This window comes from Streptomyces sp. NPDC006309, assembly GCF_040613095.1.
Classification (GTDB): domain Bacteria; phylum Actinomycetota; class Actinomycetes; order Streptomycetales; family Streptomycetaceae; genus Streptomyces.
This window is the reverse complement of record NZ_JBEXRO010000013.1, coordinates 37820-64257: the sequence shown is the minus strand read 5'-3', so window position 1 is coordinate 64257 and position 26438 is coordinate 37820. Positions and strand designations below refer to the sequence as shown.

The 26438-nt window shown below is 73.9% G+C and carries 27 protein-coding genes; 14 read left to right on the top strand and 13 right to left on the bottom strand.

Features of this window, described 5'->3' with window-relative positions; genetic code table 11:
* Positions 1 to 1057 precede the first annotated feature (1057 nt).
* From ABZ117_RS18675 to ABZ117_RS18635, 9 genes are all read left to right on the top strand, one after another.
* The gene (locus ABZ117_RS18675) at positions 1058 to 2143 is read left to right on the top strand and encodes a hypothetical protein (RefSeq protein ID WP_356822050.1); all 1086 of its coding nucleotides are present in this window, start codon (positions 1058 to 1060) and stop codon (positions 2141 to 2143) included.
* 50 nt (positions 2144 to 2193) lie between these two features.
* Entirely contained in the window at positions 2194 to 2616 is a 423-nt protein-coding gene (locus tag ABZ117_RS18670; RefSeq protein ID WP_356822048.1) for a phage tail protein, read from the top strand.
* A 14-nt stretch (positions 2617 to 2630) separates the two neighbouring features.
* On the top strand, positions 2631 to 3356 hold the full coding sequence (locus ABZ117_RS18665) for a tail protein X (RefSeq protein ID WP_356822046.1): 726 nt from the start codon (positions 2631 to 2633) through the stop codon (positions 3354 to 3356).
* A complete protein-coding gene (locus tag ABZ117_RS18660) occupies positions 3356 to 5263 on the top strand; it encodes a VgrG-related protein (RefSeq protein WP_356822045.1) in 1908 nt (635 codons plus the stop codon). The genes ABZ117_RS18665 and ABZ117_RS18660 overlap by 1 nt, the downstream gene beginning before the upstream one ends.
* 31 nt (positions 5264 to 5294) lie before the next feature.
* Positions 5295 to 5729, top strand: a complete 435-nt coding sequence (locus ABZ117_RS18655; protein WP_356822043.1) for a GPW/gp25 family protein — start codon at positions 5295 to 5297, stop codon at positions 5727 to 5729.
* On the top strand, positions 5729 to 7690 hold the full coding sequence (locus ABZ117_RS18650) for a putative baseplate assembly protein (protein ID WP_356822041.1): 1962 nt from the start codon (positions 5729 to 5731) through the stop codon (positions 7688 to 7690). The genes ABZ117_RS18655 and ABZ117_RS18650 overlap by 1 nt, the downstream gene beginning before the upstream one ends.
* Positions 7690 to 8265 (top strand): phage tail protein, encoded by a 576-nt coding sequence (locus ABZ117_RS18645; RefSeq protein ID WP_356822040.1) that lies wholly within the window; start codon positions 7690 to 7692, stop codon positions 8263 to 8265. The genes ABZ117_RS18650 and ABZ117_RS18645 overlap by 1 nt, the downstream gene beginning before the upstream one ends.
* The gene (locus tag ABZ117_RS18640; protein WP_356822038.1) at positions 8262 to 9902 is read left to right on the top strand and encodes a zinc ribbon domain-containing protein; all 1641 of its coding nucleotides are present in this window, start codon (positions 8262 to 8264) and stop codon (positions 9900 to 9902) included. The genes ABZ117_RS18645 and ABZ117_RS18640 overlap by 4 nt, the downstream gene beginning before the upstream one ends.
* Before the next feature lie 195 nt (positions 9903 to 10097).
* Positions 10098 to 11180, top strand: coding sequence for a MerR family transcriptional regulator (locus ABZ117_RS18635; protein WP_356822036.1), 1083 nt, complete (start codon positions 10098 to 10100; stop codon positions 11178 to 11180).
* Between the two features lie 21 nt (positions 11181 to 11201).
* On the opposite strand, the gene ABZ117_RS18630 is transcribed toward ABZ117_RS18635, so the two are convergent.
* Positions 11202 to 11678: an ATP-binding protein gene (locus tag ABZ117_RS18630; protein WP_356822034.1), complete on the bottom strand. Its 477-nt coding sequence runs from the start codon at positions 11676 to 11678 to the stop codon at positions 11202 to 11204.
* A gap of 205 nt (positions 11679 to 11883) precedes the next feature.
* Between ABZ117_RS18630 and ABZ117_RS18625 the strand changes: the two genes are divergently transcribed.
* Positions 11884 to 12165: a hypothetical protein gene (locus ABZ117_RS18625; protein WP_356822032.1), complete on the top strand. Its 282-nt coding sequence runs from the start codon at positions 11884 to 11886 to the stop codon at positions 12163 to 12165.
* An 18-nt stretch (positions 12166 to 12183) separates the two neighbouring features.
* Here the strand turns inward: ABZ117_RS18625 and ABZ117_RS18620 are convergent, their stop codons facing one another.
* On the bottom strand, positions 12184 to 12426 hold the full coding sequence (locus tag ABZ117_RS18620; RefSeq protein ID WP_356822030.1) for a hypothetical protein: 243 nt from the start codon (positions 12424 to 12426) through the stop codon (positions 12184 to 12186).
* Between the two features lie 69 nt (positions 12427 to 12495).
* Positions 12496 to 14196, bottom strand: coding sequence for a RecQ family ATP-dependent DNA helicase (locus ABZ117_RS18615; protein WP_356822028.1), 1701 nt, complete (start codon positions 14194 to 14196; stop codon positions 12496 to 12498).
* 619 nt (positions 14197 to 14815) lie between these two features.
* Here ABZ117_RS18615 and ABZ117_RS18610 point away from each other — a divergent pair.
* Together ABZ117_RS18610 and ABZ117_RS18605 are read left to right on the top strand one after the other, a co-directional pair.
* Positions 14816 to 15544: a GAF and ANTAR domain-containing protein gene (locus ABZ117_RS18610; RefSeq protein ID WP_356822026.1), complete on the top strand. Its 729-nt coding sequence runs from the start codon at positions 14816 to 14818 to the stop codon at positions 15542 to 15544.
* Positions 15545 to 15685: 141 nt separating this feature from the next.
* Entirely contained in the window at positions 15686 to 16936 is a 1251-nt protein-coding gene (locus ABZ117_RS18605; protein ID WP_356822275.1) for a PP2C family protein-serine/threonine phosphatase, read from the top strand.
* Between the two features lie 25 nt (positions 16937 to 16961).
* Here ABZ117_RS18605 and ABZ117_RS18600 read toward each other — a convergent pair whose 3' ends face one another.
* From ABZ117_RS18600 to ABZ117_RS18575, 6 genes are all read right to left on the bottom strand, one after another.
* Positions 16962 to 17750, bottom strand: a complete 789-nt coding sequence (locus ABZ117_RS18600; protein ID WP_356822024.1) for an alpha/beta hydrolase — start codon at positions 17748 to 17750, stop codon at positions 16962 to 16964.
* The gene (locus tag ABZ117_RS18595) at positions 17747 to 18724 is read right to left on the bottom strand and encodes an SDR family oxidoreductase (RefSeq protein ID WP_356822022.1); all 978 of its coding nucleotides are present in this window, start codon (positions 18722 to 18724) and stop codon (positions 17747 to 17749) included. Before ABZ117_RS18595 ends, ABZ117_RS18600 begins: the two co-directional genes overlap by 4 nt.
* A 159-nt stretch (positions 18725 to 18883) precedes the next feature.
* Positions 18884 to 20029 carry a Vms1/Ankzf1 family peptidyl-tRNA hydrolase gene (locus ABZ117_RS18590; protein ID WP_356822020.1) on the bottom strand — a complete coding sequence of 382 codons (1146 nt, stop codon included), beginning with the start codon at positions 20027 to 20029 and terminating at the stop codon, positions 18884 to 18886.
* Between the two features lie 20 nt (positions 20030 to 20049).
* The gene (locus tag ABZ117_RS18585; RefSeq protein WP_356822019.1) at positions 20050 to 20211 is read right to left on the bottom strand and encodes a hypothetical protein; all 162 of its coding nucleotides are present in this window, start codon (positions 20209 to 20211) and stop codon (positions 20050 to 20052) included.
* A 203-nt stretch (positions 20212 to 20414) separates the two neighbouring features.
* On the bottom strand, positions 20415 to 21383 hold the full coding sequence (locus ABZ117_RS18580) for a polysaccharide pyruvyl transferase family protein (RefSeq protein WP_356822017.1): 969 nt from the start codon (positions 21381 to 21383) through the stop codon (positions 20415 to 20417).
* Positions 21384 to 21464: 81 nt separating this feature from the next.
* Positions 21465 to 21659 (bottom strand): DUF2795 domain-containing protein, encoded by a 195-nt coding sequence (locus ABZ117_RS18575; RefSeq protein ID WP_356822015.1) that lies wholly within the window; start codon positions 21657 to 21659, stop codon positions 21465 to 21467.
* A 330-nt stretch (positions 21660 to 21989) separates the two neighbouring features.
* On the opposite strand from ABZ117_RS18575, the gene ABZ117_RS18570 reads away from it, so the two are divergent.
* Complete coding sequence (locus ABZ117_RS18570; protein ID WP_121785754.1) at positions 21990 to 22193, top strand: cold-shock protein; 204 nt, start codon at positions 21990 to 21992, stop codon at positions 22191 to 22193.
* 249 nt (positions 22194 to 22442) lie between these two features.
* A complete protein-coding gene (locus ABZ117_RS18565; RefSeq protein ID WP_356822274.1) occupies positions 22443 to 23246 on the top strand; it encodes a restriction endonuclease in 804 nt (267 codons plus the stop codon).
* Here the strand turns inward: ABZ117_RS18565 and ABZ117_RS18560 are convergent.
* The 4 genes from ABZ117_RS18560 to ABZ117_RS18545 all read right to left on the bottom strand — a co-directional run bounded on the left by ABZ117_RS18560 (position 23230) and on the right by ABZ117_RS18545 (position 26428).
* A complete protein-coding gene (locus ABZ117_RS18560) occupies positions 23230 to 23814 on the bottom strand; it encodes an SRPBCC domain-containing protein (RefSeq protein WP_356822013.1) in 585 nt (194 codons plus the stop codon). The two genes, ABZ117_RS18565 and ABZ117_RS18560, sit on opposite strands and share 17 nt — an antisense overlap.
* A gap of 22 nt (positions 23815 to 23836) precedes the next feature.
* Entirely contained in the window at positions 23837 to 24529 is a 693-nt protein-coding gene (locus ABZ117_RS18555; protein WP_356822011.1) for an alpha/beta hydrolase, read from the bottom strand.
* Between the two features lie 64 nt (positions 24530 to 24593).
* On the bottom strand, positions 24594 to 25037 hold the full coding sequence (locus tag ABZ117_RS18550) for a type II 3-dehydroquinate dehydratase (protein WP_356822009.1): 444 nt from the start codon (positions 25035 to 25037) through the stop codon (positions 24594 to 24596).
* The gene (locus ABZ117_RS18545; protein ID WP_356822007.1) at positions 25034 to 26428 is read right to left on the bottom strand and encodes a cation:proton antiporter; all 1395 of its coding nucleotides are present in this window, start codon (positions 26426 to 26428) and stop codon (positions 25034 to 25036) included. The genes ABZ117_RS18550 and ABZ117_RS18545 overlap by 4 nt, the downstream gene beginning before the upstream one ends.
* Positions 26429 to 26438: the final 10 nt, after the last annotated feature.

The following is a 26438-nucleotide window of genomic DNA, read 5'->3' as shown; positions in this document are numbered from 1 at the left end:
GCGCCCGGTCGAGCCCTCCGCCCAACGGGCCGACCAGCCGGTGCGACGTGCCGCCGACTCCACGCGCCCGACGGCCGCGCGCGCCGACGTCCCCGCGCGCCCGGTCACCGTGTCAGAAGCCGGCCCGGCACGCCCGGCAACGGTGTCGGACGCCGGCCCAACGCGCCCGGCCACCGTGTCGGACGTAGGTCCCGCACGCCCGACCGTCGGTCCCGCGGCCGACTCCGCAACCCCGCCCGCCACACGTGGGACGGACACGGCACGCCCCGATGCCGCTGGCGTCGCCGCCCCGGCGCAGCCGATCACGGCGCCGGACAGCACGACCACGGCCGGCCCGACCGCTGCACGTACCGCCGACCTCGGGCTGCCACCGGCGACGCCCGAACCCGGCACCAGCCGCCCGACCGCCTCGGAAGCGGCCGTCCCCGTCCACCCGGCGCCCCCGCCTGCCGCCGGCTCGGCCAGCGCGGCAGCGCCGGTCCAGCGCAGCGTCTCCCGCCGGCCCCGCCGTCCGGGCCTCGGCGCACCGATCTCCTCGCAGTCCTCCGCCCCTGCGGCCCCGCCCGTCGGCCCGAGCCCTCGCATGCAGCCGAGCACGCCCGTCGAACCGACCCCCGCGGCCCGCCCGAGCGTCCCGGTCCAGCGCAACACGGCGACCCCGTCGAACCCACCGACCCCGCCGAGCAGCACTCCCCGCCCCGCCAACCCAGCACCCCACCCAAGCCCACAGCCCCCAACGAGCACACCGGCGGCCCAGCCCAGCACACCCACCCCACCGCCCCACCCGAGCACCCCGGTCCCGCCGGCCCCAGCCGTCCACACCGGCACACGAGTCGAACCCAGCGCGCCCACCCGCCCGAGCGTCCCGGTCCAGCGCAACACGGCGACCCCGTCGAACCCACCGGCCCGGCCGAGCAGCACCCCCCGCCCCGCCAACCCAACACCCCACCCAAGCCCACAGCCCCCAGCGAACACACCGGCGGCCCAGCCCAGCACACCCGCCCAACCGCCCCCTCCCAGCGCGCCCACCCTGCCCGGCACTCCGACCGGCCCCTCGGTGTACCCGGGTTCGTCGGCGATCCCGGTCCCCAAGCCGTCCGCCAGCACCGGCGGAACGCCCCAGGCCGGCGTGCAGCGCGCCCCGTCCGGCAGGGGTACGGCCCCCAGCCCGCGCCGCTCCCCGCTCGGCGCGCCCATGGCCACCGCGCCCGCCGACGCCGTGCCTCTCGCCGACCGTTCCGCTCCGGATCCGGCGTCGGCGCCGGCTCCGGCTCCGGCTCCGGCTCCGGCTCCGGCTCCGGCTCCGGCTCCGGCTCCGCAGTACGCCACGCCCCTTTCCTCGGCGCCCCCGGCCGGTTTCCGTACGGCGCACTCAACTGCCGCACCTCAGCCACCGTCGATCACCGGCCCAGCCGGCGTCCAGCGCGCGGCGACCGACACCCGGCCCACCTCCGGCCCGCCCACCGTCCAGCGCGCGGCAGCCCACGCTCGGCCCACCCACCACCCAGCACCCCCCGCCGAGCCCGTCCCCGGGCCCACCACCACCCACCACACGGCGAGCCACACCCGCCCCACCCCCGCCTCACCCACAGCCACCCACACTCGGCCCGCCTCACCCACCGCCCGGCGCCCGGCGGCACCCGCTTCCCCCGTACTCCCCCTGGTCCCGGGCGCACACGGTGGCCGTCCGCCCCTGCCGGTCGTCCCGCTCAGCCCGCCGCCGGGCTCCGCCACGCCTTCCGGGTCGGCCGGTGCTCTCCCTGTCGTCCAGCAGCTCGGCCCGAGGGCCAGGAAGCCGGCCGGCAAGCCGGCCGCGGGTGCGCTCGCGGCCGCCGCCGCGGCCACCGTCGCCACCAGCCTGGCCCAGCCGGCGGCCGTCGCCCGCCGGGCCGACGCCCCGCCACCGCCACCGCCTCACACTCCCGCGGCCGGCGCCCCGCCCCCGTACACCCCTGGTCCCGGCGGTCCACCGCCGCCGGACTACGAGGCCGTCCCCCCGGGCGCGTTCGACCCCCGGGAACTGACCGACTTCCAGCTGGACGAACTCGTGCACCGGATCATCGGCCGCATCACCCGTCTCATCCGCACCGAACTCCGCCTGGACCGTGAACGGATCGGCAGGCTCCGCGACCCCCGCCGCTGAGCGCACCCATGTCCGGCACCGACCAGGAACGACAGAAAGGCCCACCCGAGATGTCCCGCCAGGACCCGGGCTCCACCATCTGGTTCACCCTCAGCATCGACGGCGAGAGCCTCGGCTACTTCAACGGATGCGAGGGACTGTCGTCCCAGGTGGAGGTCGAGCACCGCCAGGAGGGCGGCAACAACGGCTTCGTCTGGGTGCTGCCGACGCGCGTCACCTTCTCCACCATCCGGCTGACCCGGCCGATCACCCCGGACACGGCGAAGGTCGCGAAGTGGATCTCGTCCGTGCAGACGGGCATCAAGCGGCCCACCGCGCAGATCGCGGCGCTGCGGGCGGACGGGTCGGAGGTGGCCCGCTGGGGGCTGATCGACGTCCTGCCGGTGAGCTGGACCGGGCCCACCCTCGACCCCGGCAACCCGGCCGTGGCGAACGAGGTGCTGGAGATCGCGCACCACGGCTTCACGGACTGAGGGGGACGACGACCATGGCCAAGGGCAGCAGGAGCGGTGCCGGCAAGAGCCTCGTACGCGCCACGCTCGCGATCCACGAACCCCCCGTCGGCGGCGGCACGACCCCCGGCGGGATCATCAAGACGTTCGACTTCGACTTCAACCCGGCGCAGCTGACGCTGACCCGGCACGCGGAGTGGAAGTCCACCCCCGCGCAGATCGAACGGAACGGACCTCTGCCGGAGTTCATGGGGGCCAGGCCCCGTGAGATGAGTGTGGAGATCTTCCTCGACTCCTCCGACGAACCGACCAGCAACACCGTGCTGAAGAAGGTCGAGTCGCTGCTCGACTGCTGCGAGGTGACCACCAAGAGCATCGCCGCCAAGCAGCCTTCGCCGCCGTGGGTCGTCTTCCAGTGGGGATCGTTCTCGACGGCACGCTTCACGGCGTACGTCAGTTCCGTGGAGGCCGCCTACTCCCTCTTCGGCACCACCGGCGTACCCATCCGCGCCACCTGCCGGCTGCACCTGCACGAGATTCCCAGCAGGACCAAGGGGCAGAACCCGACCTCGGGCGCGCTCACCGCGCGGCGCGTGCACCGGGTCGTGGCGGGCGACTCGCTCCAGTCGCTGGCCTGGCGGGAGTACGGCGACGCCGCCGCCTGGCGGGCGATCGCCGAGGCCAACGGCATCGACGACCCCGGGCACCTGCCGACGGGCGTCGAGCTGGTGCTCCCCGCCGCCGAGGAGGTGCGTGTCTGATGGTGCGGGCCGCCTTCTCCAATGTCATCGATGTGAAGATCGGTGGCGGGAAGCTGCCGTCCGAGTACGCCCGGGCCCTCGTCGACAGCCATGTCGACCAGGGCGTCGGCGTGCCGGCCGCGTTCCGGCTGACCTTCCGGGACCCGTACCGGCTGATCCTCGGCAAGCTGGGCGTCACCTTCGGCACCCCGGTGGTCCTGGCGCCGGTGGCCGACGGGCAGGGGGCGTCCGATCCGCTGCTGACGGGCGAGGTGACCGCGCTGGAGGCCGACTACGACGGCACCGGCACCTTCACCGTCATCCGCGGCTACGACTTCGGGCACCGCCTGCTGCGCCGGCGCCGGGTGGCCGCCTACCGCAACCAGAGCGCCTCCGACATCGCCCGCAAGCTGGCCGCCGAGGGCGGGGTGCCGATCGGGCGGGTCGAGTCGACGAAGACGGTGTACGAGTTCATCAGCCAGTCCAACGTCACCGACTGGGACTTCCTCGCACGCCTCGCCGACGAGAACGAGATGGTGATGTCGGTGGACGCGGACGGGAAGTTCCAGTTCGTCAGGCCCAGGTCCGCTTCAGTAGCGCCCTCGCCGAACACCGACGGCGACAGGAGCCCGTTCGTCCTCCAGGCCGGGCACGACATCCTGCGGCTGCGGGCCGCGGTGACCGCCGCCGACCAGGTCGGCAAGGTGGAGTCGCGCGGGTGGGACGTGACGACGAAGAAGAAGCTCACCGCCACCTCGGCCGCCGCCTCCAACCCGGGCATCACCATCGGCACCACCCCGGGCGCGGCGGCGGGGAAGTTCAAGGCGGCCACGCTGGTCGACACGGGCACGCCGTACGACAAGCAGAACGAGGTGAAGTTCGCCGCCGACGCCCTCGCCGACGACGTGACCTCGTCCTTCGCCGAGCTGGAGGTCATCGCGCGCGGTAATCCCAAGCTGCGGCCGGGTGTTCCGGTCGCGCTGGCGGACGTCGGCGCGCCGTTCGAGGGCAAGTACACGGTCACCTCCGTACGGCACGTCTTCGGCGACGGCAAGCACTACGAGGCGTGGGTCACGGTCAGCGGACGGCAGTGGCGTTCGCTGTACGGGCTGGCGTCGGGGGGCGCCGACACCGCGCCCCGGCTGCCGGGCGTGGCCAACGCGCTGGTGACCGACGTGAACGACCCGCTCAAGCAGGGCCGGGTCAGGTTGCAGTTCCCGTGGCTGGACGACACCTACGTCAGCGACTGGACGCGGACCGTGCAGATGGGCGGCCTCGGCGGCGGCGGGGTGTTCCCGATGGACGTCAACGACGAGGTCCTGGTGGCGTTCGACCGGGGCGCTCTGGACCATCCGTTCGTCATCGGCGGGCTCTACAACGGGAGGGACAGACCGACCGTCGTGAGTGACGTGCCGCTGCACGACACCGTGCGGAAGAAGGCGAGCCGGCACACCGTCTCCGACCGGGACGGCAACCGTATGGACCTGCTCAGCCAGAAGACGGGCGGCCGCAAGCAGGGCGTCCGGCTGGTGTCCGGTGACAAGCAGCTGACCATCAACCTGGACCGGACGAACACCGAGATCGTCGTGGACAGCAGGGGCTCGGTCACGATCAAGGGCAGCCGGTCGGTGTCGGTGGAGGCCGGTACCGACCTCACGCTGAGCGCCCGGCGCCGGCTGACCATCAAAAGCGGCGGCCCGCTGAGCATCGAGGGCGGCGGCATGGTCAACGTGCGGGCCGCGGGCGAGATCGGGGTGAACGCGGCGGGCGCCCTGAACCTGGACGCCCTGGGCGTCGCGAACCTCACCGGCGTGGGCACCGTGCAGATCACCTCGGCCGTCAACACCACGATCAAGGCGCCGACCACTCTGGTCGGGTCCCCCGTGTTCGGCGTCACCACCATCCCCGTGCCGATGGTGATCCCGTGACCGTTTCCGTGGAAGGCGGGGTGTGGCTCTGATGGCCGAGCAGTTCGTCGGGTCAGGCTGGTCCTTCCCGCTGCGCATCGGGCCGACCGGCGGGATCGCCCTGGTCAGCGGGGAGCGGGAGATCGAGGAGGCGATCCGGCTGGTGCTGTCCACCGCGCCGGGCGAGCGGCCGATGCGGCCCGACTTCGGCTGCGCGATCCACGACCTGGTGTTCGCGCCGGTCAACGAGCAGACCGCGGGCCGCATCCAGCACGAGGTGTACGTGAGCCTCGACCGCTGGGAACCGCGCATCGAGGTCGAGGACGTCGAGGTCACCGCCGGCGGTGACCAGAGCGTCCTCTACATCGACGTCCGCTACTCGATCCGCGGCACGAACAACCCGCGCAGCCTGGTCTTCCCGTTCTATGTCATTCCGTCCCACGACGAGCCGGACGGCACCTCCCCGGCTCCGGAAAGCGACCGCTGATGGCTCTGCCCTCCCCCAACCTCGACGACCGCCGCTTCCAGCAGTTCGTCGACGACGCCAAGCGCTACATCCAGCAGCGCGCCCCGGAGTGGACGGACCACAACGTCTCCGACCCCGGCGTCACCCTCGTCGAGACGGTCGCCCATATGGCCGACCAGATCGTCTACCGGCTCAACCGGGTACCGGAGAAGAACCACCTGGCGTTCCTGGATCTCGTCGGGATCACGCTGTTCCCGCCGTCGGCCGCCCGCACGGACGTGACGTTCTGGCTGTCGGCGCCCCAGGAGGAGCCGGTGTCCGTCCCGGCCGGCACCGAGGTCGCCACCGTGCGCACCGAGAGCGAGGAGGCGGTCGTCTTCGCCACCGAGCGTCGACTTGCCGTGGTGCCCTGCGAGTTGCGTCATCTGCTGGTGCAGCACCGGGGCGAGGCTCCGGTGGAGCGGACGCACGACCTGGCCGAGGAGGACAAGGATCTGCTGTGCTTCTCGGAGTCCCCCGACCCCGGCGACTGCATGCTGCTCGGCCTGTCCGCGGCCGTACCGCACTGCGCGCTCGCCCTGGACCTGGACAGCCGGGTGGACGGCGTCGGCGTGGACCCGCGGCAGCCGCCGCTGGTCTGGGAGGCGTGGACCGCGGACGGCTGGCAGCCCTGCGAGGTCGACCGGGACGGCACGGGCGGCCTCAACCGCCCGGGTGAGGTGGTCCTGCACGTCCCCGGTGGGCACGTCCTGTCCCGCAACGCGGGCCGGGAGGCGGGCTGGGTCCGCTGCCGGGTCACCGAACCCCTCGCCGGCCAGCCGTTCTACACCACCTCCCCCACCGTCCGGGCCGCCGAGGCGTTCACCATCGGCGGCACCACCTCCACCGTGCACGCGGAGACGGTGTACGACGAGGCGCTCGGCGAGTCCACCGGGCTGCCCGGGCAGCGCCTCCGGCTGGCGCACGCACCCGTGGTCGGCGACGACCCTCCGCTGCTGTTGCAGACCGCCGAGCACGACGGATGGGTGGACTGGCAGGTGGTGCCGCACTTCGCGGCCTCGGGCCCGCACGACCGGCACATCACCCTCGACGCCACGACCGGCGAGATCGCCTTCGGCCCGGCCGTGCGGGAACCCGACGGCTCCCTGCGCCAGTACGGGACGGTCGCCCCCAAGGGCGCCCCGGTCCGGGCCCGCCGCTACCGTACCGGCGGGGGCCGCGCGGGCAACGTGGCCCGGGGCGCCGTGCGGATCCTGCGCACCTCCATCCCGTACGTCTCCGAAGTCGTCAACCGGGAGGCCGCGCGCGGCGGGGTCGACGGGGAGACGGTGGAGGAGGCGAAAGTCCGCGCGCCGATCACCCTGCGCGCCCAGGAGCGGGCGGTGACCCTGCGCGACTACGAGGAACTGGCCCGCCGCGCCGCCCCCGAGACCGCGCGCATCACCTGCCTGGAAGGCGAGGAGGGCGAGCACGGGGCGTACGCCGTACGGGTCCTGGTCGTCCCGCAGGCGGTTGCGGACCCGGGCGGCCGGCTCCGCTTCGAGCAACTGGTGCCCGGCGACTCCCTGCTGAGCCGCATCACCCGGCACCTGGACGAACGGCGGCTGATCGGGACGCGGCTGGCGGTGGGGCCGCCGTACTACCAGGGTGTGACGGTGGTGGCCACGGTGCACGCCTTCCGCGGCGCCGACACCGACCGGGTCCGCCGGCAGGCGCACGACGCGCTCTACCGGCACCTCGACCCGCTGACCGGCGGCGCGGACGGCACCGGCTGGCCGTTCGGGCGGCCCGTGCAGACCGGCGAGGTGTTCGCGGTGCTGCAACGCGTACCGGGGGTGGAGCTGGTCGACCAGGTGGTCCTGCATCCCGCGGACCCGCTGACCGGCAAGCGCGGCGACGCGACCGAGCGCATCGACCTGTCGGCGCCCTCGCTGGTGTTCTCGTTCGACCATCGCGTCCGGGTGATCGGGGACGGCTCCTGATGAGGGGTTCCATCGACGGTCTCGGCTCCTCCGCGCCGATCGGCATCATGCTGCCCGCGGTGTTCGCCGACGACGACCTGGCCCAGCGGTTCGTCGCCGGCCTCGACGAGGTGATCGCACCGGTCCACAGCGTGCTGGACTGCCTCGACACCTACTTCCGGCCGTCCCTCGCCCCGCTCGACTTCGCCCAGTGGCTGGGGGGTTGGATCGGTGCGGAGACCGACGGGAGCGAACCCGAGCCGCTGCTGCGGGCCGCCGTGGCCGCCGCCGCGTATCTGCACCGCATCCGCGGCACCCGGCGCGGGCTGGCGGAGGCGGTACGGCTGGCGTTCGGCGTGGCACCGGAGATCAGCGAGAGCGGGGGCGCCGACTGGAGCGCCCGTCCGCTCGGCCCGGTCCCCGGCGAACCGCGCCCCCGGCTGCACGTCCACCTGCGGCTGCCCGACCCGTCCCCCGCCGACCGGCACCGCCTGGACACCCTGGTGGCCGCCGCCCGCCCCGCCCACATGCCGTACACGGTCCAGGTGACCGCCGCGGAGCCCGCCAGAACCACCGAAAGGACCCAGGAGAGATGACGACCACCCAGAGCTGCGCCGAATGCGGCACCCGCGCGGAACCGGGGCAGTCGTTCTGCGACTCCTGCGGGGCGGTGCTCGGCTGGACGGACCGGGCGGCGGCCCGGGCGGCGGCCCGGGCGGCGGCCGGGGCCTCGGCGGCATCCGCGGGCGGGTCCGCGGACCGTTCCGGGGAGAGGCCGGCGGGCAACTCGGCCAACGCCGTGGCGACTCGGCCCGGCGCAGCCGCCGACGCCTCGGGCGAACGGCCCCCCGCCGCGCCCTCGGCCGGACCGGGCGGCCCCGTCGCCGCCCCTGCCCCGGCACCCGCCGACCCGGCCGCCGCCTCGGGCAGCTCCGCCTCCGGCGACTCGGCCTCCGGGCCCCCGGCCAGCGCCGACGGCCCCGGCACATCCGGCGTCCCGGCCGACGCGGGACCCGGCCGGGACGCGTTCTCCCGCCGGGACGGCGGATCCCGCCCGGCGCGCACGCCGCGGGACCCGCTGGGTCCGGCCACGCCGGCCGGGGGGTCCGGCGCCGCTCCGGGACAGGCTCCGGTCGCACCCGCCGACGGGGACGACCGAAGCGGAGGCGCCGTCGGCGCCACCGCGAGCGAGGCGCCCGGCACCGTGCGGACGCCGGCCGTCGCCCGTCCCGCCTCCGCCTCCGCCTCCACGGGTGGGACGACCCCCACGGACGGGACCGCCCCCACCGCACCCGTCCCCACCGTGGGCCCGGCGCCGGCCCCCGACGACCCGGAGGGCCTGACCGACCGCGCCCGCCGGCTCCTCGTACCCGTGTCCGACCCGGCACACCGTCCCGCCGCGTCCCCCTCCGCCGCCCCGGTGCTGCCCGGCCGCCCGGTCCCCCGGCGGCCGCAGGTCGTCCGGGCCCCGGGTGAGGAACTCGGCGCGGACGGCGGCGTCCCGTGCCCCTGGTGCGCCACGCCGAACCGGCCCGACCGGCACTACTGCGCCCGGTGCGCGATGCCCATGGCCGGGGAGGGCCACGCCCCCGCGCGCCTGCCGTGGTGGCGCCGGCTGTGGGGACCCGGCAACCGCGAGACCCCGTGGGCCGGAGACCGCCCGCGGCTGCGCCGCGCCTTCGACCGCGTCCTGTCCTGGCTCGGCGCGGCGATCGTGCTGGCCCTGCTGATCGTGCTGGCCGTCAACATCCCCCAGGGGGTCCAGGCGACCCGTGACCACTTCGCCAAGCGGGCCCCGGTCGCCCCGGACAAGGTCACCGCGTCCCGCTCCTATCCGGGCCACAAGCCCGAGCTCGCCTTCGACAAGCTCAACAACACCTGGTGGGGTCCCGGGGTCTCCCAGTCCGGCCAGGGCCAGTGGATCGAGGCCCGCTTCGACGAGCCCACCCGGCTCCTCGACCTCATCATCACGCCCGGGATGTCGACCCACGCCGACCAGCTCTCCAAGTCGGCCCTGCCGCACCGGGTCGAGGCCCGCGTCACCCTGGCCGACGGCAGGAAGGTGACCCGCGAACTCACCCTCGACCAGGGCACGGGGGGCCAGCGCCGCGCCTTCCGGGTCGGCAAGGTCACCGCGGTCCGCTTCACCCTCGGGTCCGCCTACCAAGCCTCCGCGAGCAAGCAGGTGGCCATCGCCGAGATCGAGTTCTTCGGCCCGTCGAACGCCGGCTGACGGTCCTTCGCGACGCCCCGGCTCACCGCTGACCTCCAGGACCGCTCCCCGGCCGCCGGTCAGATCCTGTACGACCGCGGAGAGACACAGGCCATCGCGTGGCACGACTCGTGGCCCGTGAGAAGGATGAGGGCGGGGGCGGAGGTTGACCCTCGACCTTGTCGAGGGCTGAGGGTTCGGGGTGTGGAGAACGACATGCGCAGCATCGGGGAGATGGCCCGGGACGGCGGACTCAGCGTGAGCGCGCTGCGGTTCTACGACCGGGCCGGTGTGCTGGTCCCCGCCTGGGTGGACCCGGTCAGTGGCTACCGCTGGTACGAGCCCGGGCAGTTGGCGGAGGCCCGGCTGCTCGCCTGCCTCCGCCGGGCCGGCATGCCCCTGGCGGACATCAGGCTCGTCCTGGCCGGCTGGGCCGGCACGGACACGGACCTGGTGCGGGGGCTCCTCGAAGCCCACCTGCGCCGTCTCGAACGGGGACTGACCGATGCCCGGGGCGAGTTCTCCACGCTCCGAGCCCTACTCGATCACAGGGAGAACCCCATGACCTCGCCTCGCACCACCACCGTACGGCTGTCCGTCCCCGCACCGGAGCTGGCCGCCGCACTGGACGCTGTCCGTTTCGCGGCCGGTACCGACGCCGCACTGCCGATGCTCGGCGGGATCCTGTTCGACGTCGAGGGCGGCGGACTCCAGGTCGTGGCCACCGACCGGTACCGGCTGGCTGTCGCGCGGGCCCGGACGACGGGGCACTGCGGGCCCCGCACACAGGTGGTCGTCCCTCTTCCCCTCGCCGACGCGATGCGGGCGCTGCTGACCGGCCACGAGCACGTCCAGGTGACGCTGGACGGTGATCGCGTGACGCTGGAGACCGGGGACCGGCAGGCGGCCGGGCAGAGCCTCGGCCACGGGTTCCCCGACTACCGCCGCCTCGTCCAGCTGCCGGCCGGGCGCCGGGCCCCCATCGATACGGCGGCCTTCCGGGAGGCCCTGGAGACCGGTCCGGTCCGCGCGAGCGAGACCCGCGAGGAGCCCGGCGAGCACCACGACCTCAGCGTGCTCAGGGTGACGGACGACGGCTCCGTGACCGTGTGCGACGAGGGCGACGACGAGACGGCCGATGTCGCCGTCAACCGCGAGTTCCTGCTGCACGCGCTCGCCGCCGGAGCCAGGGACCAGCTCGTCCTGGAACTGCGCGCCCCCACCGCCCCCCTGGCGATCCGCCGACCCGACGACGAGACCGCCTTCTCCCTCCTGATGCCCGTCCGCCTGGCGGACTGACCCTCCTCTTGCGGGGCTCCGCTACATCATCTGGCGGCCCGCAGCGCCCCCGTCCGGATCGTCCGCCAGTGTCACCGTCGCCGTGACGCGTTTGCCCATCGGCTCGCGGTGGACGGCGAAGCTCTGGCTGACCGCCATCACGATCTCCAGTCCGTGCTGGCCGATGCGGTCCGGGTCGGGCGCCAGGACCGCCGGGAGCGTGGGGTCGCTGTCCCACACGCTCACCTGGACCGCGCCGTCCTCGACCGTCAGCGTCAGCAGGCAGGGCCCGGGGGCGTACTTGCGGGCGTTGGTCACCAGCTCGCTCACCACCAGCTGCACCATGCCCATCACGCGGCCGGACACGGGCAGCCCGTGCACGGCCTGCACGTCGGACAGGAAGGAACGGGCCAGGTCGCGTGCCGCGGCGATGCCCTCGTCCCCTTCGAAGGCAGCGGACACCGACCCGACGGCATCCTGCCGTGACCGCCGGCCTTCACCGTCCTCGGACAGGTGCATACAGTCGCCTCACTTCCGAAGCGTCTTTCGTCATCGAGCCGCTTACCCTGAAAACGTCGACTCGTCCCCCGACCTCTCACGCGATCCGTCGCGTGGCCGGTTGCACCGACCGTATCGGTACGTGCGTCCGTGCGGTCACTCGCCTCTCGCCCGTGCCGGTTCTCCGGGCCGCCGTGGCGCCGGACAGCGAGCGAGGAGGAGCATCGTGCCACACCCGGAGGAAGTACCGTTCGAAGAGCTGCTCGCCTTCGACACCAGTGGTCTCGACGACTGGGACGAGGGGCGCGCACTGGCGGCCCTCGGCGGGAGACACGGCACCCTGTACCGCAACCATCTGCTCATCGCCCGTCGTCTGGACGCGTGGGCGGAGGCCGAGAGCGGGCGCACGGACACCGACGCGCGCTACCGGGCCGGATACACGCAGGCGCTCCAGGACATGGCCGCCTTCCTGAGGCAGACCTACTACCTTCCCGAAGGCCCGGACTGACCGTCGGACCAGGAGGACCTAGGCGGGCTCTCCGCCGTCCTCGGCGTCCCGGTCCCGCTCGGGTCGGTCCTCGGCCTCGACGCCCTCCAGGGGCTTGCCCGCCGTCGTGCCGCGCTCCGCCTGGTAACCCTCCTCGGCACTGGCCGTGCCCGGCACGACCCGCTCCTGTGCCTGGCTCTCCGAGCCCGAGTGCGCTCCGGGCTCCTCCGGGCTGCGTGCCCGGTAGAAGCGGTCCTCGCCGTGATCGTTCTGGTCGGTCATGTTCCTCACTCCCCTCGGCGTCGGGTTGCCGCCGGGTTCCCTGGGGCGGGCGCCGGAAACGGCCGTGCCTCAGCCGGCGGAGCGGTCCTCGCCCGGCCTGCGCACCACCGTGAGCAGGTCGTCGCGCCCGGCCACCGCCTCCAGGGCGAGCGTGCGGTATCCGGCCTGGTCGAACAGCACTGTGATGCGGTCCTGGTCCTCGCTGAGCACGGTGCCGTCACCCCACTGCCCGTGCCGTACCTCCGTGCCGACGGGGTAGGACGCCGCCGCCGGGTGGGCGGGCCGCTCCTGCCCCTGCTCGGCGTCCTCGTCGTCGCAGATGTCGCAGTTCCCGCACGGTGCCGTGTAGTCCTCACCGAAGTAGCCGAGCAGGAAGTCCCGTCTGCAACCGGTCGTCTCGGCATACGCCCGGGCCATCTCGACCCGCGTGCGGTCGGTCAGGCGATGCGCCTGCGCGGTCCGCGCGGCCCGCTCGGCCGCCTCGCCGGGAGACAGGCCGGGGGCCGGGAGGACCTCGCCCTCCTCCCCCGCGGTGACGGCTTCGGCCTCCTCCAGCAGGTTCACCGCCGCGGTGACCCGGTTCCGGGACAGGCCGGTGTCCTTGCGCAGCTCGTCCAGGCCGGCGGGGTCCTCGCCGTGGTCGTGGACGGCGTCGGCCACCTCGGACAGGACGTCGTGGCTCGGGGTGCGGCCGGCGAAGTAGGTCTGCATGCCCGTGTCCTCCGGCCGGTAGTGCAGTACGGCGAGGGACGGGCGCCCGTCCCGGCCGCCGCGGCCGATCTCCTGGTAGTAGGCGTCCAGGGAGCCGGGCAGCGAGGCGTGGACGACGAACCGTACGTCCTCCTTGTCTATCCCCATACCGAACGCCGAGGTCGCCACCACGACGTCCGCGGCGCCGGAGAGGAAGGCGTCGTGGATACGGGCGCGTTCGGCGGCCCGCAGCCCGGCGTGGTAGGCCTCGGCGGCCAGGCCCAGGGAGGCCAGCTCCGCCGCGTAGTACTCGCTGTCCTTGCGGGTCGCGGCGTAGACGATGCCCGGCTTGGGTTCGGCGGCGGCCCGCTCCACCACGGCCCGGCGCCGGTCGTCGTCGTCGAGGAAGCGGCGGACCTCCAGCCGGATGTTCGGCCGGTCGAAGCCGGTCACCAGCTGCCGCGGCCGGCGCATGCCGAGCCGCTCGGCGATCTCCTTGCGCACCGGCGGCGCGGCGGTGGCGGTCAGCGCGAGCAGAGGTGGCCTGCCCACCCGGCGTACCGCCTGTTCCAGGCGCAGGTAGTCGGGGCGGAAGTCGTGGCCCCAGGACGACACGCACTGCGCTTCGTCGACCACGAACAGGGCCGGTTCCACCTCCGCCAGCCGCTCGGCCACCTCGTCCTTGGCCAGTTGCTCCGGCGACAGGTACAGCAGGCGCGCCTCGCCCTCGCGCACCGCCTCCCAGGCGGCTTCCGTCCCGGCCGCACCGAGATCGGAGTTCAGCGCGACCGCGCCGGGGCCGTGGTCGCCGTCCGGCAGGCCGGCGATCTGGTCCCGCTGGAGGGCCAGCAGCGGCGATACGACCACGACCGGCCCGGACAGCATCAGGGCGGGCACCTGGTAGACGGCGGACTTGCCGGACCCGGTCGGCATGACGACGAGGGCGTCCTCGCCGTCCAGCACCCACTGCATGGCGGTGAGCTGCTCGGGCAGCAGGGTGTCCCAGCCGAACACGTCGGCGGCGATCTCCTTCAGGCGGGTCGCCCGGTCCTGCTCCGTCCGCGGCTCCTTCCCTTCCATGGCCCACTCCCTCACTGCTCGGTGCGGACGCGGTGTGCCGCGCCCGTCGCGCCGACCTGGGTACCCGCCGGACCGGCCGCGATACCGGCTGGACCGGACCCGTACGGCGGTCAGGTCGCCGGACGTGTGCCGCTCGGGGGGAAACGTCCCCGGGGGCCCGCCCCGGGCGCGGCACGGCTCGCTTCCGTCCCGCACCCCCGGTGCCGTACGGCCGTGCCGGCGCCCGGACCATGCACGGCCGTACCGGCGATCCGGCTGGGCACGGCCGTGCCGGGGCCCCGACCATGCACGGTCCTTCCGGCACCCCGGCAGGGCACGGCCGGGCCGGCGCCGGGGCCCCACGCCGTGCTTCCGTTCCGCCGACGGCGACCGCCCGAGCCACGGTCGGTCGCCGTCGTCGGGCTCCCGCTGACCGGAAGGAACGCCCCCACCGGAGAGATCGCGGGGAATGCGAGGATACTGGGGGTGGCAGGGCCGTCACTTCCGCTCCTTCGGGGCGGGCCGGCCGGTTTTGCCGGAGTCTCTCTTCGGGGCTGGATCCCCGTGGTCCCGGCGGCCCACAGGATGCCGGCCCACAGGATGCCGGCCCTCGGGCGCGGGCCCGAAAGGACGCAGCATCATGACCGAACAGCCGTCCGTGCTCCCTGACCTCACCTCCCTCCTCCTGAGCACCGACTCCGTGGAACGGTTCCTCCAGGCGCTCGCGGACCGGGCGCCGGGCCTGGCGCCCGCCGTCCAGGGCGTCGGGATCACCCTGGAACGGCAGGGCCGGCCGCTGACCGTGGTCAGCTCCGGTGTCGGCGCCTCCGACCTGGACGAGGCCCAGTACGGGCAGGACGACGGGCCCTGTCTCCAGTCGCTGCGCACCGGTGAGGAGGTGGAAGTGGCGGACATGCTGGACGAGGAGCGCTGGGGTCCGTATCCGGCCTACGCCGCCGCCTGCGGGACCCGCTCGTCGCTCTCGCTGCCGATCGCCGCCCACACCCACACGGCCGGTGCGCTCAACCTGTACTCGCCGAAGGCGTTCGGTTTCGCCGACGCGGATCTCACCGGTCTGCGCGCGCTCGCCGCGCAGGCCACCGGAGCCATCGCGCTCGCGCAGCGCATCGCCGACGCGCAGCAGTACGCCGACGATCTGCGCACCGCGATGGAGTCCCGCGCCGTCATCGACCAGGCGATCGGCGTGATCATGGGCCGGCAGCGGTGCCGTGCCGAGGAGGCGTTCGACCTGCTGCGTACGGCCTCCCAGCGCCGCAACATCAAGCTGCGTGACCTGTGCAGGGAGTTGCTCACCGGTGTCGGCGGCGGTCCGCCGTCGGACGGGCGCCCGCTGCGCCCCCGGCCCTGAGCGGCTCGCCGTCCGCGCGCGGCACCGAGTTGCCGGTCGGGCCGGTGGCGAGGGGAAATAGGTGGCGGGATCCGGTGACATCCGGACGGACGGAACGCAGGGAGGTGCGCCGTGACAGAGCGGGACCGAGCGGTGCGGCGCATGCTGACGGGGCTGCTGACCGAGAGCCATGTGCTCTCCTTCGAACGCCTGCCGTCACGGGTCGCGGAACACGCCGCGACAGCCGGTTTCTCCGATGTGCTCATCTACCTGGGGGATCTACAGCGCGACGCTCTGCGGCTGCTCACCGGCAAGGGGCTGGACGCCCACGCGGGCGCGCCCGAGGGCAAGGCGGAGCTGTCCGTGGAGGGGACGGTCGCCGGACGTGCCTTCCAGTACGGGTGCGTGGTGCCCGCCGCCGGCACCGGGGACGGGCTCCAGGCATGGTGGGTGCCGCTCCTGGACGGCACGGAACGCCTCGGCGTACTGCACGTGGCCTGCGCCGAGAGCGGGGAGGACGTCCGCCAGGACATGCTGGCGCTGGCCTCCCTGGTGGCGATGCTGGTGGTCGGCAGCCGGGACACCAGTGACTCCTACGCCCGGCTGACCCGCATCCAGCCCATGAACGTCGCCGCGGAGATGCAGTGGACGCTGATGCCGCCCCGCACCTACACCGACAGCCGGGTGGTCATCGGCGCCGTGATGGAGCCCGCGTACGAGGTCAGCGGGGACGCCTACGACTACGCCACCGCCGCCGACGTCCTCCATCTGTCGATCTTCGACGCCATGGGCCACGACACCTCGGCCGGTCTCACCGCCGCCCTCGCCATGGGCGCCTGCCGCAACCACCGCAGGCAGGGAACGGACCTGGGCGATCTCGGCGACGCCATCGAGCGGGTGCTGGTCGAACAGTTCGGCCGGACCCGTTTCGTCACCGGCATCCTCGCCGACCTCGATACCTCCACCGGCGTGCTGACCTGGGTCAACCGCGGCCACCATCCGCCCGTGCTGATCCGGGACGGACGCTGGACCACCCTTCTGCGGTGTCCGCCGGCGCATCCCATGGGAACCGATCTGCGGCTGCCCACCACCCTCTGCCGCGAACAGCTCCAGCCCGGTGACCGGCTCGTCCTGTACACCGACGGCATCACCGAAGCCCAGGTCCCCGGCGGTCAGGAGTTCGGACTCGCCCGGTTCGTCGACATCCTGGTCCGCCATCACATCGACGGTCTGTCCGTCCCGGAGACCCTGCGCCGCCTCATCCAGACGCATCTGCACCACAGCCGGCTGCGGGACGACGCCACGATCGTGGTCTGCGAATGGCTCGGTCCCCGGATCGATGCCACGGCCGAGACAGCGGCGCTGGCCGGGGTGCCCGACGGCATGACCGCCGACTGGCCCGGCGACCGGTGAGCGCGCCGGGCCCGGGGTGCCGGCTTCACGGCGGCGCGCCGGCATCTCCGCTCTCCTCGTCCGGCCCTCCCTCGCGGAGCAGGTCGAGGGTGATGCGGGCGAGTTCCTGCGGTGCCGAGAAGTTCAGGGCGTGCCCGGCTCCCGGTACGGTGACCAGGCTGCCGTGGGGAAGCAGTGCGGTGACCTCCCTGGCCCACGCCTCCGGTACGACGGGGTCCCGCGCCCCGCGGGCGACCGCCACGGGCGTGCGCAGCCGGTGCAGCTTGTGTTCCACGGGGTCACGCAGGGCGTACCGGCACGTGTGCAGGGCGCGCCGCACTCCGCACTCCGCGTAGCTCGTGAGCAGCGGTGGCCAGAGTGACGGCCGCTCCCACGGGGCGTCCCGCAGCAGTCGGGCCGCCTGGGCCCACAGCGAGCGGGCGCGAGGATCGAAGGTCGGCCCGTTCAGCACCACGGGCCCCACCAGCTCGGGCGCGTGCACGGCCAGGTCGACGACGATCTGACAGCCGATCGAGTTGGCCACGAGGGCCGTCGGCCCCCGGCCGGTGGCGCGGAGCCAGTCGGCCAGTGCGAGCGAGAGCTGCCGCACGTCGAGGGCGTGGTCCGGACCGCGGGTGCGGCCGAAGCCGGGCAGGTCCACCGCGACGGTCCTGGCCTGCGGCGCGAGAGCCCGGGCGAACGGCAGCCAGTAGCGGTAGGAGCAGCCGAGGCCGTGGACACACACCACTTCGGGGGCGTCGCACGGGCCGAGCGCGGCGGAGTGGACGCGGGTGCCGGCGGCGGCCGTGAACTCCTGGCTGTCCCAGCGGCTCAACGGGTCCGGCCCCGGCGCGCGACACCCGCCGCCGCGCCGGCCAGCAAGGTGGCGGTGGCCAGCCGGCGGACCGCGGTGCGGCGGCGTCCGCCCCACCCGCCATGCGCGGCGCCCTCGCCGGGGGCCGGTGTGCGCAGGTTGCCGTGGCCGGCCGGGGCCGACTCCTTGCGGGACAGGTGCGTTAGGTGCGCCTGGTGGGCCATCACCCGCTCCACGGTCCCCGGCATGAACCTGGACTGGAGGACCATGGCACGGCCCATCGGCCCCACCACGGCCTCGCGCCGTGGAACGCGCACCAGGTCGACGATGGTCCGGGCCACCCGCTCGGGGCTGTGGACGGGGGGCATCGCCACAACCTTGCGCCCCGTGTAGTTCGCCGCGTGTTCGAACAGCGGGGTGTCGATCGTGGCGGGCAGCACGGTGCACACGTGGATGCGCCCGGCCCTGTCGAGCAGCAGCTCCTGGCGCAGGGCGGCGCTCAGCGCGCGGACGGCGTGCTTCGACATGCCGTACGCGTGGGTGTACGGCTGGGTCACCACGCCGACGATGGAGGAGACGTTCACCAGGGTGCCCCGGCCCTGCTCGCGCATCACCCGGAGGGCGGCGCGGGCGCCGTGCACGTACCCCATCACGTTGACGTCGAGGACCCGGCGGAAGTCGTCGAGGGGCACCTCCTGGAACGGGGCGAAGACGGTGACGGCGGCGGCGTTGACCCAGACGTCGATGCGGCCGAAGCGCTCCGTCGCCCGTCGGGCGAGGTCGTCGACGGCCCCGGCGTCGGTCACGTCGGTCGGCACGACGAGGGCCCGGGCGCCGCGGTGGCGCTCGCATTCCCGCCCGACCGCCTCCAGCGCCTCCTCCCGCCGCGCGGCCAGGACCACGGCGCATCCCTTGCGGGCGAAGGCCAGGGCGGTGGCCCGCCCGATGCCGCTGGACGCCCCGGTGATCACGACCACGGAATCACGCACTCGCATCGACGGTCCCTTTCCGCGCTCTCGTCCGCGCGTGTCGTCCGCGCGGATCATCGTGTCGTCCGCGTACTTCGTCGTTCGGTCAGGCGGACGGCCGCCCGGCGTACCGGGCGGCCGTGGTCGCCGTGTCGGCCGTGGCCGGGCCCGTCGTACCGGGCCGCCTTACGCCGGGGCCGGTTCGTACGTCCAGCGCAGCAGGGCGCCCAGGCCTCCCGTGGGGATGTCCGAGCCGTCACCGTCGTCCTCGGGAGGGACGATCAGCACGTCGGCGGCCGTGGCGGCGGCGGCGCGCAGCAGTGCGTCGTCGGCGCGGACCGGGGTCGGATCGCTCTCGCCCAGGGTCCTGGCGTCGGTCCGGCGCACCGCCATCTGGTCGGGCTGGGCGCCCACCCAGGTCTCGCGGCTCAGTTCCGGCCCGTCGGGGCGGATGAGGAGCGTGTCGATGCGGTGTTCGCGGGCCGCCTCCACGAGCGCGGGGACGCCTTCCACCGCGTCCGTGGGCCGGTCGGTGCCCACGCGTCCGGCGCGGAAGCGGTCGAGGGCCTCCTCGACACGCCGACGCGTGTACTGCCGCCTGGCGTCCTCGATGGCCTCTTCCAGGGCGGGCGAGGAGGAGCCCGCAGCGCGACCACCGTGCTCGGTCTCCACGGTGACCTGCCGGACGGCCTCGGACAGCCTGTGGTGCACGGCCGGCCGTTCACGGGGATCACCGGCCAGCACGACCAGGTCGGCGCCGGATTCCTCGTACGCGGTGCTCAGGGCTTCGGCGATCTCGCCGGCGTTGTGGTCCCAGGTGTTCTCGACCTTGAGCTGGAAGTGCCGTTCGGACCAGTCGGCCGAGGCCGTGCGGTGCACGGGGTGCGGCCGGCCCTCGACCTGGCCGGCGTCCTGCGGGCCGGTCGCGCCGCGCAGTTCGAAGTCGGCCCCGGTGCGGTCGATGTAGGCCACGAGGCAGACCGGGTCCTGGCCGGCCAGCTCCAGCAGGGGCGTCAGGCGGGGCAGCGGGGCCCAGCTGGCGATGGGCCGCTGCGGCGGGCGGGTGAGCCGGTGGGTGAGCACCACCTCGCCGCCGGCCGCGAAGACCACCCGGCCGGCGGGGTCTTCCGCGGGCCCGATCCGGGTGAGGGCGTCGCGGACCGCTTCGGTGGTCGCCGCGTCAGCGCCGTCCTGCTCCAGCGACCGGCAGGCCTCGCGTACGGACAGTTCGTGCTGCTTGGCGCCCGATTCGTCGCTGTGGGCGGGGCCGAAGTAGACGGTGGCGTAGGGTCCGGGGCGCTCGAAGAGCGGTTGCAGGAAAGACAGATGCACGCTTTCTCCTCCGTCGGCGCTTACTTCTCCTTGAAGTCGTCGGGGCTGATCCCCGCCTCCTCCAGTGCTTCCTCGACGGTCCGGCCGGTCGCGCCCTCGGCGGGCCGGTCGGTGGCGTCCGTGTCCTTGACGACCTCGTCGGTCGACTCGGTCTTCGGCCGGTTCTCCTCGGGAACGGTCATGACGACTCCTTTTCCGTACGACGACATGAGACCGACTTGCCTCGCTTACGCCCCGTAAACACCCATTTGGGGGTACGTCCATAGAAGCGGGGAGGGTTCCGGCGATGATCGCCTCCTGTGCCGGCCGGGTCCCCCGCGGATCCCGGGGCAAACGGCCGGGGCGCGCGGGGTCAGACGGCCGGGAGCGCGGGGCAGACGGCCGGTCAGCCGGGCCACCGGCCCGGCTGACCGGCCCGGTCGGCGGCAGGGGCCGCCAGCGCCTCCAGGAGGCGGTCGGCGCCGTCCCTGACGACGCCCTCGCGGAACTCGGCGGCGATCTGCGCGGCGGTCACCCGCCCGGAGGTCAGGCACCAGTGCCACCAGCGTTCCAGCCGGGGCTGATCCAGCCGTTCCGCGGGCACCAGGGCCGGCCAGTCGCAGGCCCGTGCCTGCGCGGTGACCTTGGCCCCGCCCTCGACCGGGTCGACGGCCAGTGCCGGTACGCCCGCGCGCAGCGCGAGGACCAGTCCGTGCAGACGGTCGGTGACGACGAGGTCCAGCCGGGTGAGGACGGCCTCCAGCTGGGCGGGCGTCGCGCACAGACGCCAGTCGCGGATGTCGAGCCGCGTGTCGATCTCCAGCCGGGCGCAGTCCTTGGCCGCGAGCCAGCGGGTGACCTGTTCGGCGACCTGGCCGTGCCGCCGCTGCCGCCCGTACTCGTGCTGGCCGTGGGTGAGCACCAGGCCGACGACCGGCCGCGGCGGGAGGGCGGGGGCCCGGGCCGCCAGATCCCGGCCGGGCTCGGCGGTCCCGGCGTCCCGGGCCAGCACCCGGTGGAAGCCGGTCACGGCGGGACTGTCCGGGGCGATGACGGACGTCCCGACGGCGATCCGCACGCAGTGCGCGAACCGCCGGTGGAGGTCCTCGATCTGCCGGCCGTGCAGCGGGCCGCACACGAACACGAGGTGGGAGTAGTCCTCGGGCCGTACGTCCTCCAGATGGAGGGCGCCGGGACGGAAGCCGGGGCTCCAGGCGACGTCATGAGTGACGCCCGCGCGCCCCAGCACGTCCCGGACCCGGTCCAGGGCCAGTACGTCCCCGGCGGTCGCCTCGCCGTGCAGGAAGCTGAACCACCCGGTCAGCAGCAGTTTCCGGGGTGTGTCCGGGGGTGCCCCCGGCAGTTGTCCGCGCACAGTGCGGGCGGGTTCCCTTCGGGACGGAGGGCAAGCGCCGAGGCCGGCGGGACGACCCGTCCGGCCGGACGGCCGCGTGGGCTACTCGTTGTCGAAAACAGCTTTCTGGACGTCGTTCGGGCCGTCGAACTGGTCCGTCGGGGCGTCGGACAGCTTCTCGACGAGGGTGTCGTCCGCGCCGTTGTCCTTGGCCAGCGTGACGAGGTCTTCCCGGCTGGCGGGGTAGTTGGCGCCCTTCAGCGCCTTCTGGAGGTCGATCGGGCTGATGCTCGCCATGGTGGTCTCCTTGCCGTGTTGAGGGAGGGTGCGACTTCGGCTCCCGTCGTGCCGGGCCGGCCGACAGGTGCATCGTGCGCACACGGCGTTGATCTCCGCACGTCGGCTCGGGACGGGGCCGTCCGGTCCGCCAACGCGCCCACCGGCGCTTTGCGGTGGCGGTGGGCGGGGCGCGGGTGTAGCGTCGGAATCCAGCAGTCGTGGTTCCGAAGTCCCGTTCGCCCGTGATCGCAAACCACGGGCGTTCTTGCTGTTCAGCGTCTTTACGAACCAGGGCGGCTCCTGCCGGGGCCCGAGAACGCGGGCCCGGTTCGCTCGAAGGAGATAGTGATGGCCAGCGGCACGGTCAAGTGGTTCAACAGCGAAAAGGGCTTCGGCTTCATCGAGCAGGACGGTGGCGGCCCTGACGTCTTCGCCCATTACTCGAACATCGCCACCCAGGGTTACCGCGAGCTCCAGGAAGGCCAGAAGGTGGAGTTCGACGTCACCCAGGGCCAGAAGGGTCCCCAGGCGGAGAACATCCGTCCGGTCTGACCCGGCCGGCCGGGCACTGCACTGCCGGCCCACCCCTCACCCATATCGGTGACGCCCCCGCAGCGGGGCACGAGACCGGTCGGGCGGTTCGCCGCCCGACCGGTCTCGCATGCCGGGGAGGAAGCGGCCCTGCGCGCTGGGGCCAACGGGTCCGGGCACGAGGGGTGTTGATGAACCGGCGGATCGCGGGCACTCGTCCCTGGTGATCTTCGTATCCAGCCGGGAGAGAGGGGCGTCACCACCGTGACCATGCCCGTACGCCGCATGAGCCGCCCCACCGGCGGGACCCGCCGGCCGTTCGATCTGCGCGTGACCGCCCTTTTCTTCGCGGTCCTCGCCCTCGCCCTGTGCGTGCTCGGTTTCGCCGCCCGGACAGCGGCCTCGGCCGCCGAGCGGCGCCCCGTCTGGGTGGCCGTGCTGTGTCTGCTCGCCGTGTCCGCCGCACTGGCGCTGCGCCGCCGACGGCGCCGCCCGGCCCCCGCGCGGACCGCCCAGCGGGCCGCCGTGGCGCTGGAGGAGGCGGCCCACACGGCGCTGGAGGAGCTACGGGCACCCGCGCCCGAGGCGCCGGCCGCGTTCGTACCCCGGCAGGCCGAGCCGGCCGACCTGGGCCTCTCCTCCCCCGCCGGGCTCCACGCCCCCGGCACCGTCGACTACGGCGCCCTGGACCCCGACGAGTTCGAGCAGGCCGTGGCCGCGCTGTGCGAACGGGACGGCTGTACGGCTGTGGAAGTCGTGGGCGGCGCGGGTGACTTGGGCGCCGACGTGCTGGCGGTGGCCCCGGACGGAAGGCGGCTGGTCGTCCAGTGCAAGCGGTACGGCGATGCGAACCGTGTCGGCTCGCAGGATCTCCAGCGCTTCGGCGGCACCTGCTACACCGTGCACGAGGCCGATGTCGCGGTCCTCGTCACCACCAGCGACTTCACGGCGCCGGCCGTCGAGTACGCCGAGCAGTGCGGGATATTGTGCCTGAACCGCGCGGCCCTGGACGCCTGGAGCGACGGCACCGGTCCGGCGCCGTGGATGCTCGTGGACGTCAGTGGTCCCTGCTGACCGAGGTCGTGGCCCTGCGCAGGCCGCGGTGGCGGTCGGGATTCACCGCGGCGGACAGGCCGTTGAGCTGGAGCCGGGTGCCGCCGCGCAGATGGGCGAGGTCCTGGCTGCCGTCTCCGGTGGGGACGAGCCAGGTGAACTTCTCGGTCCAGGTCAGGCGGGAGCCGGCGGGGTCGTCGGCCAGTTCGACGGTGACGAGGGAGACCCAGCGGCGGCTGCCGTCGACCTCGGCCTCGTAGACGTACAGGATGCGGGAGTCCGGCACGATGTCCAGGAACCGCGAGCGGTAAGCGAGGTGTTCCTCGGTGTCGCCGTTGACGAAGACGTTACGGGCGCTCTCCCCGCCGCCGACCCGGAAGTCCAGCTCGTGCTCGGCGGTGGAGGAACGGCCGGGGAGGCGGAACCAGCGCCGCCGCACGGACGGGTCGGCGAAACCCCGGAAGACCTCGGCCCGCGCCACCGTGAAGTCCAGGTCGAGGGAGAACGAGCCGTGTAACGCGGGTGGTGGTGCGTCACCGGTGGAGGAAGAATCCGTTTCCGCCCGTGTGACCTGACCGGCAGCGTCCATTGGATCAACGTAACACAGGCCGTCAGAGCCAGCCGTCCAACGACTTGAGGAAGCCGTCGACGTCGTCCCGGTGGATGCAGTGACCCGTGTCCGGCACGTACACCACCTCGAAACCGCGCTCGCGGAGCCGCTCGGCCAGCTCGTCGGGTACGAGGTGGTGGTCGCCGGCGCCCTGGACGAGCGAGGGCACCTCGGCGCGCGCGGGGATCAGGTCCCGGTCGCTCTGGAGCCACTCGATGGCGCGGACGTCCCAGCGGGCGTAGCCGGCCAGTTCGGCCTCGATGTCCTCGGGGAGCCAGCGCGGGCACAGCCGGCGGATGCTCTCGGCGGTGGCCGACTTGGTGGCCTGCGCGAACTCCCGCACCTCGTCCACCGACCGGGCGCCGAGCCGCCACGCGGGGTCGCTGTAGACGACGCGGGCCGGGCGCAGGCCGGGCAGTGCGAGGGCGAGCACGGGCGCGCCGAACGAGTGGGCGAGGGCGAGGTCGACGCCCGCCGGTACGGACTCGACCAGGTCGGCCGCGAGCAGCTCGGGCGTGTACTCGTCGGCGTGCGGGCTGTCGCCGTGGCCGCGCAGGTCGGGCATGATCACGCGGTAGCCGCGCGCGGTGAGCAGCGGGGCCACCCGGCGCCAGGTGTCCGCCGACGACATCACGCCGTGGACGAGCAGCGCCGTCCGGTCTCCGTCGCCGGCCTCGTGCAGTGCGAGCTTCATGAGCGGGGTCCTTTCGACACGCGGTGGGCAGGTGCGGGCGCGGCGGGGGCCGGCCCGACGGGCGTCAGCGCTCCGCCCCGACCAGTTCGAGCAGGGCGGCCGCGGCCAGCCGGTAGCCCATCGGGCCCAGGCCGGCCACGACGCCGGAGGCCAGCGGGGCGATCACGGACTCGTGCCGGAACCGCTCGCGCGCCCACACGTTGCTGAGGTGGACCTCGATCCAGGGCCGCGGGTAGGCGGCGAGCGCGTCGCGCAGGCTCCAGCCGGCGATCATCAGCGCACCGGGGTTGACGATGGCGCCGACGGTGTCGCAGTGGTGCCGGTGGATGTCGCGGACCAGATCGCCCTCCGAGTCGTGCTGGAGGGACAGCACGTCCCAGCCGGCGCCGCTCACCTCTGCGGCGACGGCCTTCTCGATGTCGGCGAGGGTGTCGGTGCCGTAGATCTCGGGTTCGCGCCGGCCCAGGATGCCGAGGTTGGGTCCGTTCAGCAGGAGCAGGGTGGTCATGGGGTCACCTCACTGTTGGGCGTGTCGCTGCGGGGTGCGCCGCCGCCGGCCGCGTCCGGCCGGCCGGGGCCGTGCGGGGGCCGGGGTCCGTCCGCGACCCGGTCCGCGAGGACGAGTCCGGCCTCGGCGAGCTTCTCGGCGCGGGCCATGGCGACCCGGAGGATGGGCGGCGCCATCACCGAGGTCACGATCGCGACGAGGACGATGATGGTGTACGAGTCGGTGTCCAGGACGCCCAGGCGCAGCCCCGTCATCGCCACGACGACCTCGACGACGCCGCGGGCGTTCATGCCGGCTCCGAGGGCGAGCGCCTCCCAGCGGTTGAGGCGGCTGAGCCGGGCGCCGAGGAAGGCGCCGGAGAACTTGCCGAGGACGGCGACGGCGAGGACGGCGACGGCGGCGGCGAGGACGTCCGGGTGGCGCAGCCCGGTGAGGTCCATCCGCAGTCCGGCGGTGGCGAAGAACAGCGGGGCGAGGAAGGCCAGCACGGTGGTCTTCAGCGGTTCCAGTTTCTCCCGGTCCAGGTCCTTGCTGGTGCCGACCAGCACGCCGCAGACGAAGGCGCCGAAGATCGCCTCCAGCCTCATGGCCTGGGTGGCGGCGGCGCCGAGGACGACGAGGATGACGACCGTCATGACGGTGGGCCCGGGGCCCTCGGCGCGGCCCGCCCGGCGCAGCGCGGCACCCACCAGCGGGCGGCCGATCAGCACGGCGAACAGGACGACGCCGACCGGGTAGAGCACGGAGGCCGTCACGACGCCCGCGGTCAGGCCGGCGGTGGCCATCGCGGAGACCACGGACAGCAGGAACCAGCCGACGATGTCGTCCACGACACCGGCGGACAGGATCAGCTGGCCGATGTCGCGGTGCAGCAGCTTCATGTCGAGGAGCGTCTTGGCGATCACCGGAATGGCGGTGACGCACATCGCCACGCCGAGGAAGAACGCGAAGACCGTGGAGTCGACGCCGGCCGGCATGAGCACACCGCGCAGCGCGAAGCCGGTGGCGATGCCGAGCCCGAGCGGCAGCAGGAGACCGGCGACACTGACCCGGACGGCGGTGGCCCCGCGCTTGCGGACCAGGCCGAAGTTCAGCTCGGCGCCGGTGACCCCGACGAGGAGCAGCACGCCGAGCTGTCCGGTCGCGTCCAGCAGGTGCATCTGCTCGGGCCGGTGGGGCAGCAGCCAGTCGGAGAAGCCGGGCAGCAGATGGTGCAGCACGGACGGGCCGAGGAGCATGCCGGCGCACAGCTCACCCACGACCGCGGGCATCCGCAGGCGTTCGGCGAGCCGGCCCAGGACGAACGCGGACAGCAGCAGGAGGGCGAGCTGGAGGAGGAAGACCAGGAGCGAGTGCGGGGCCATCGTGGGCACCGGGGCGGCGAGTGTCACGGGCTTTCCC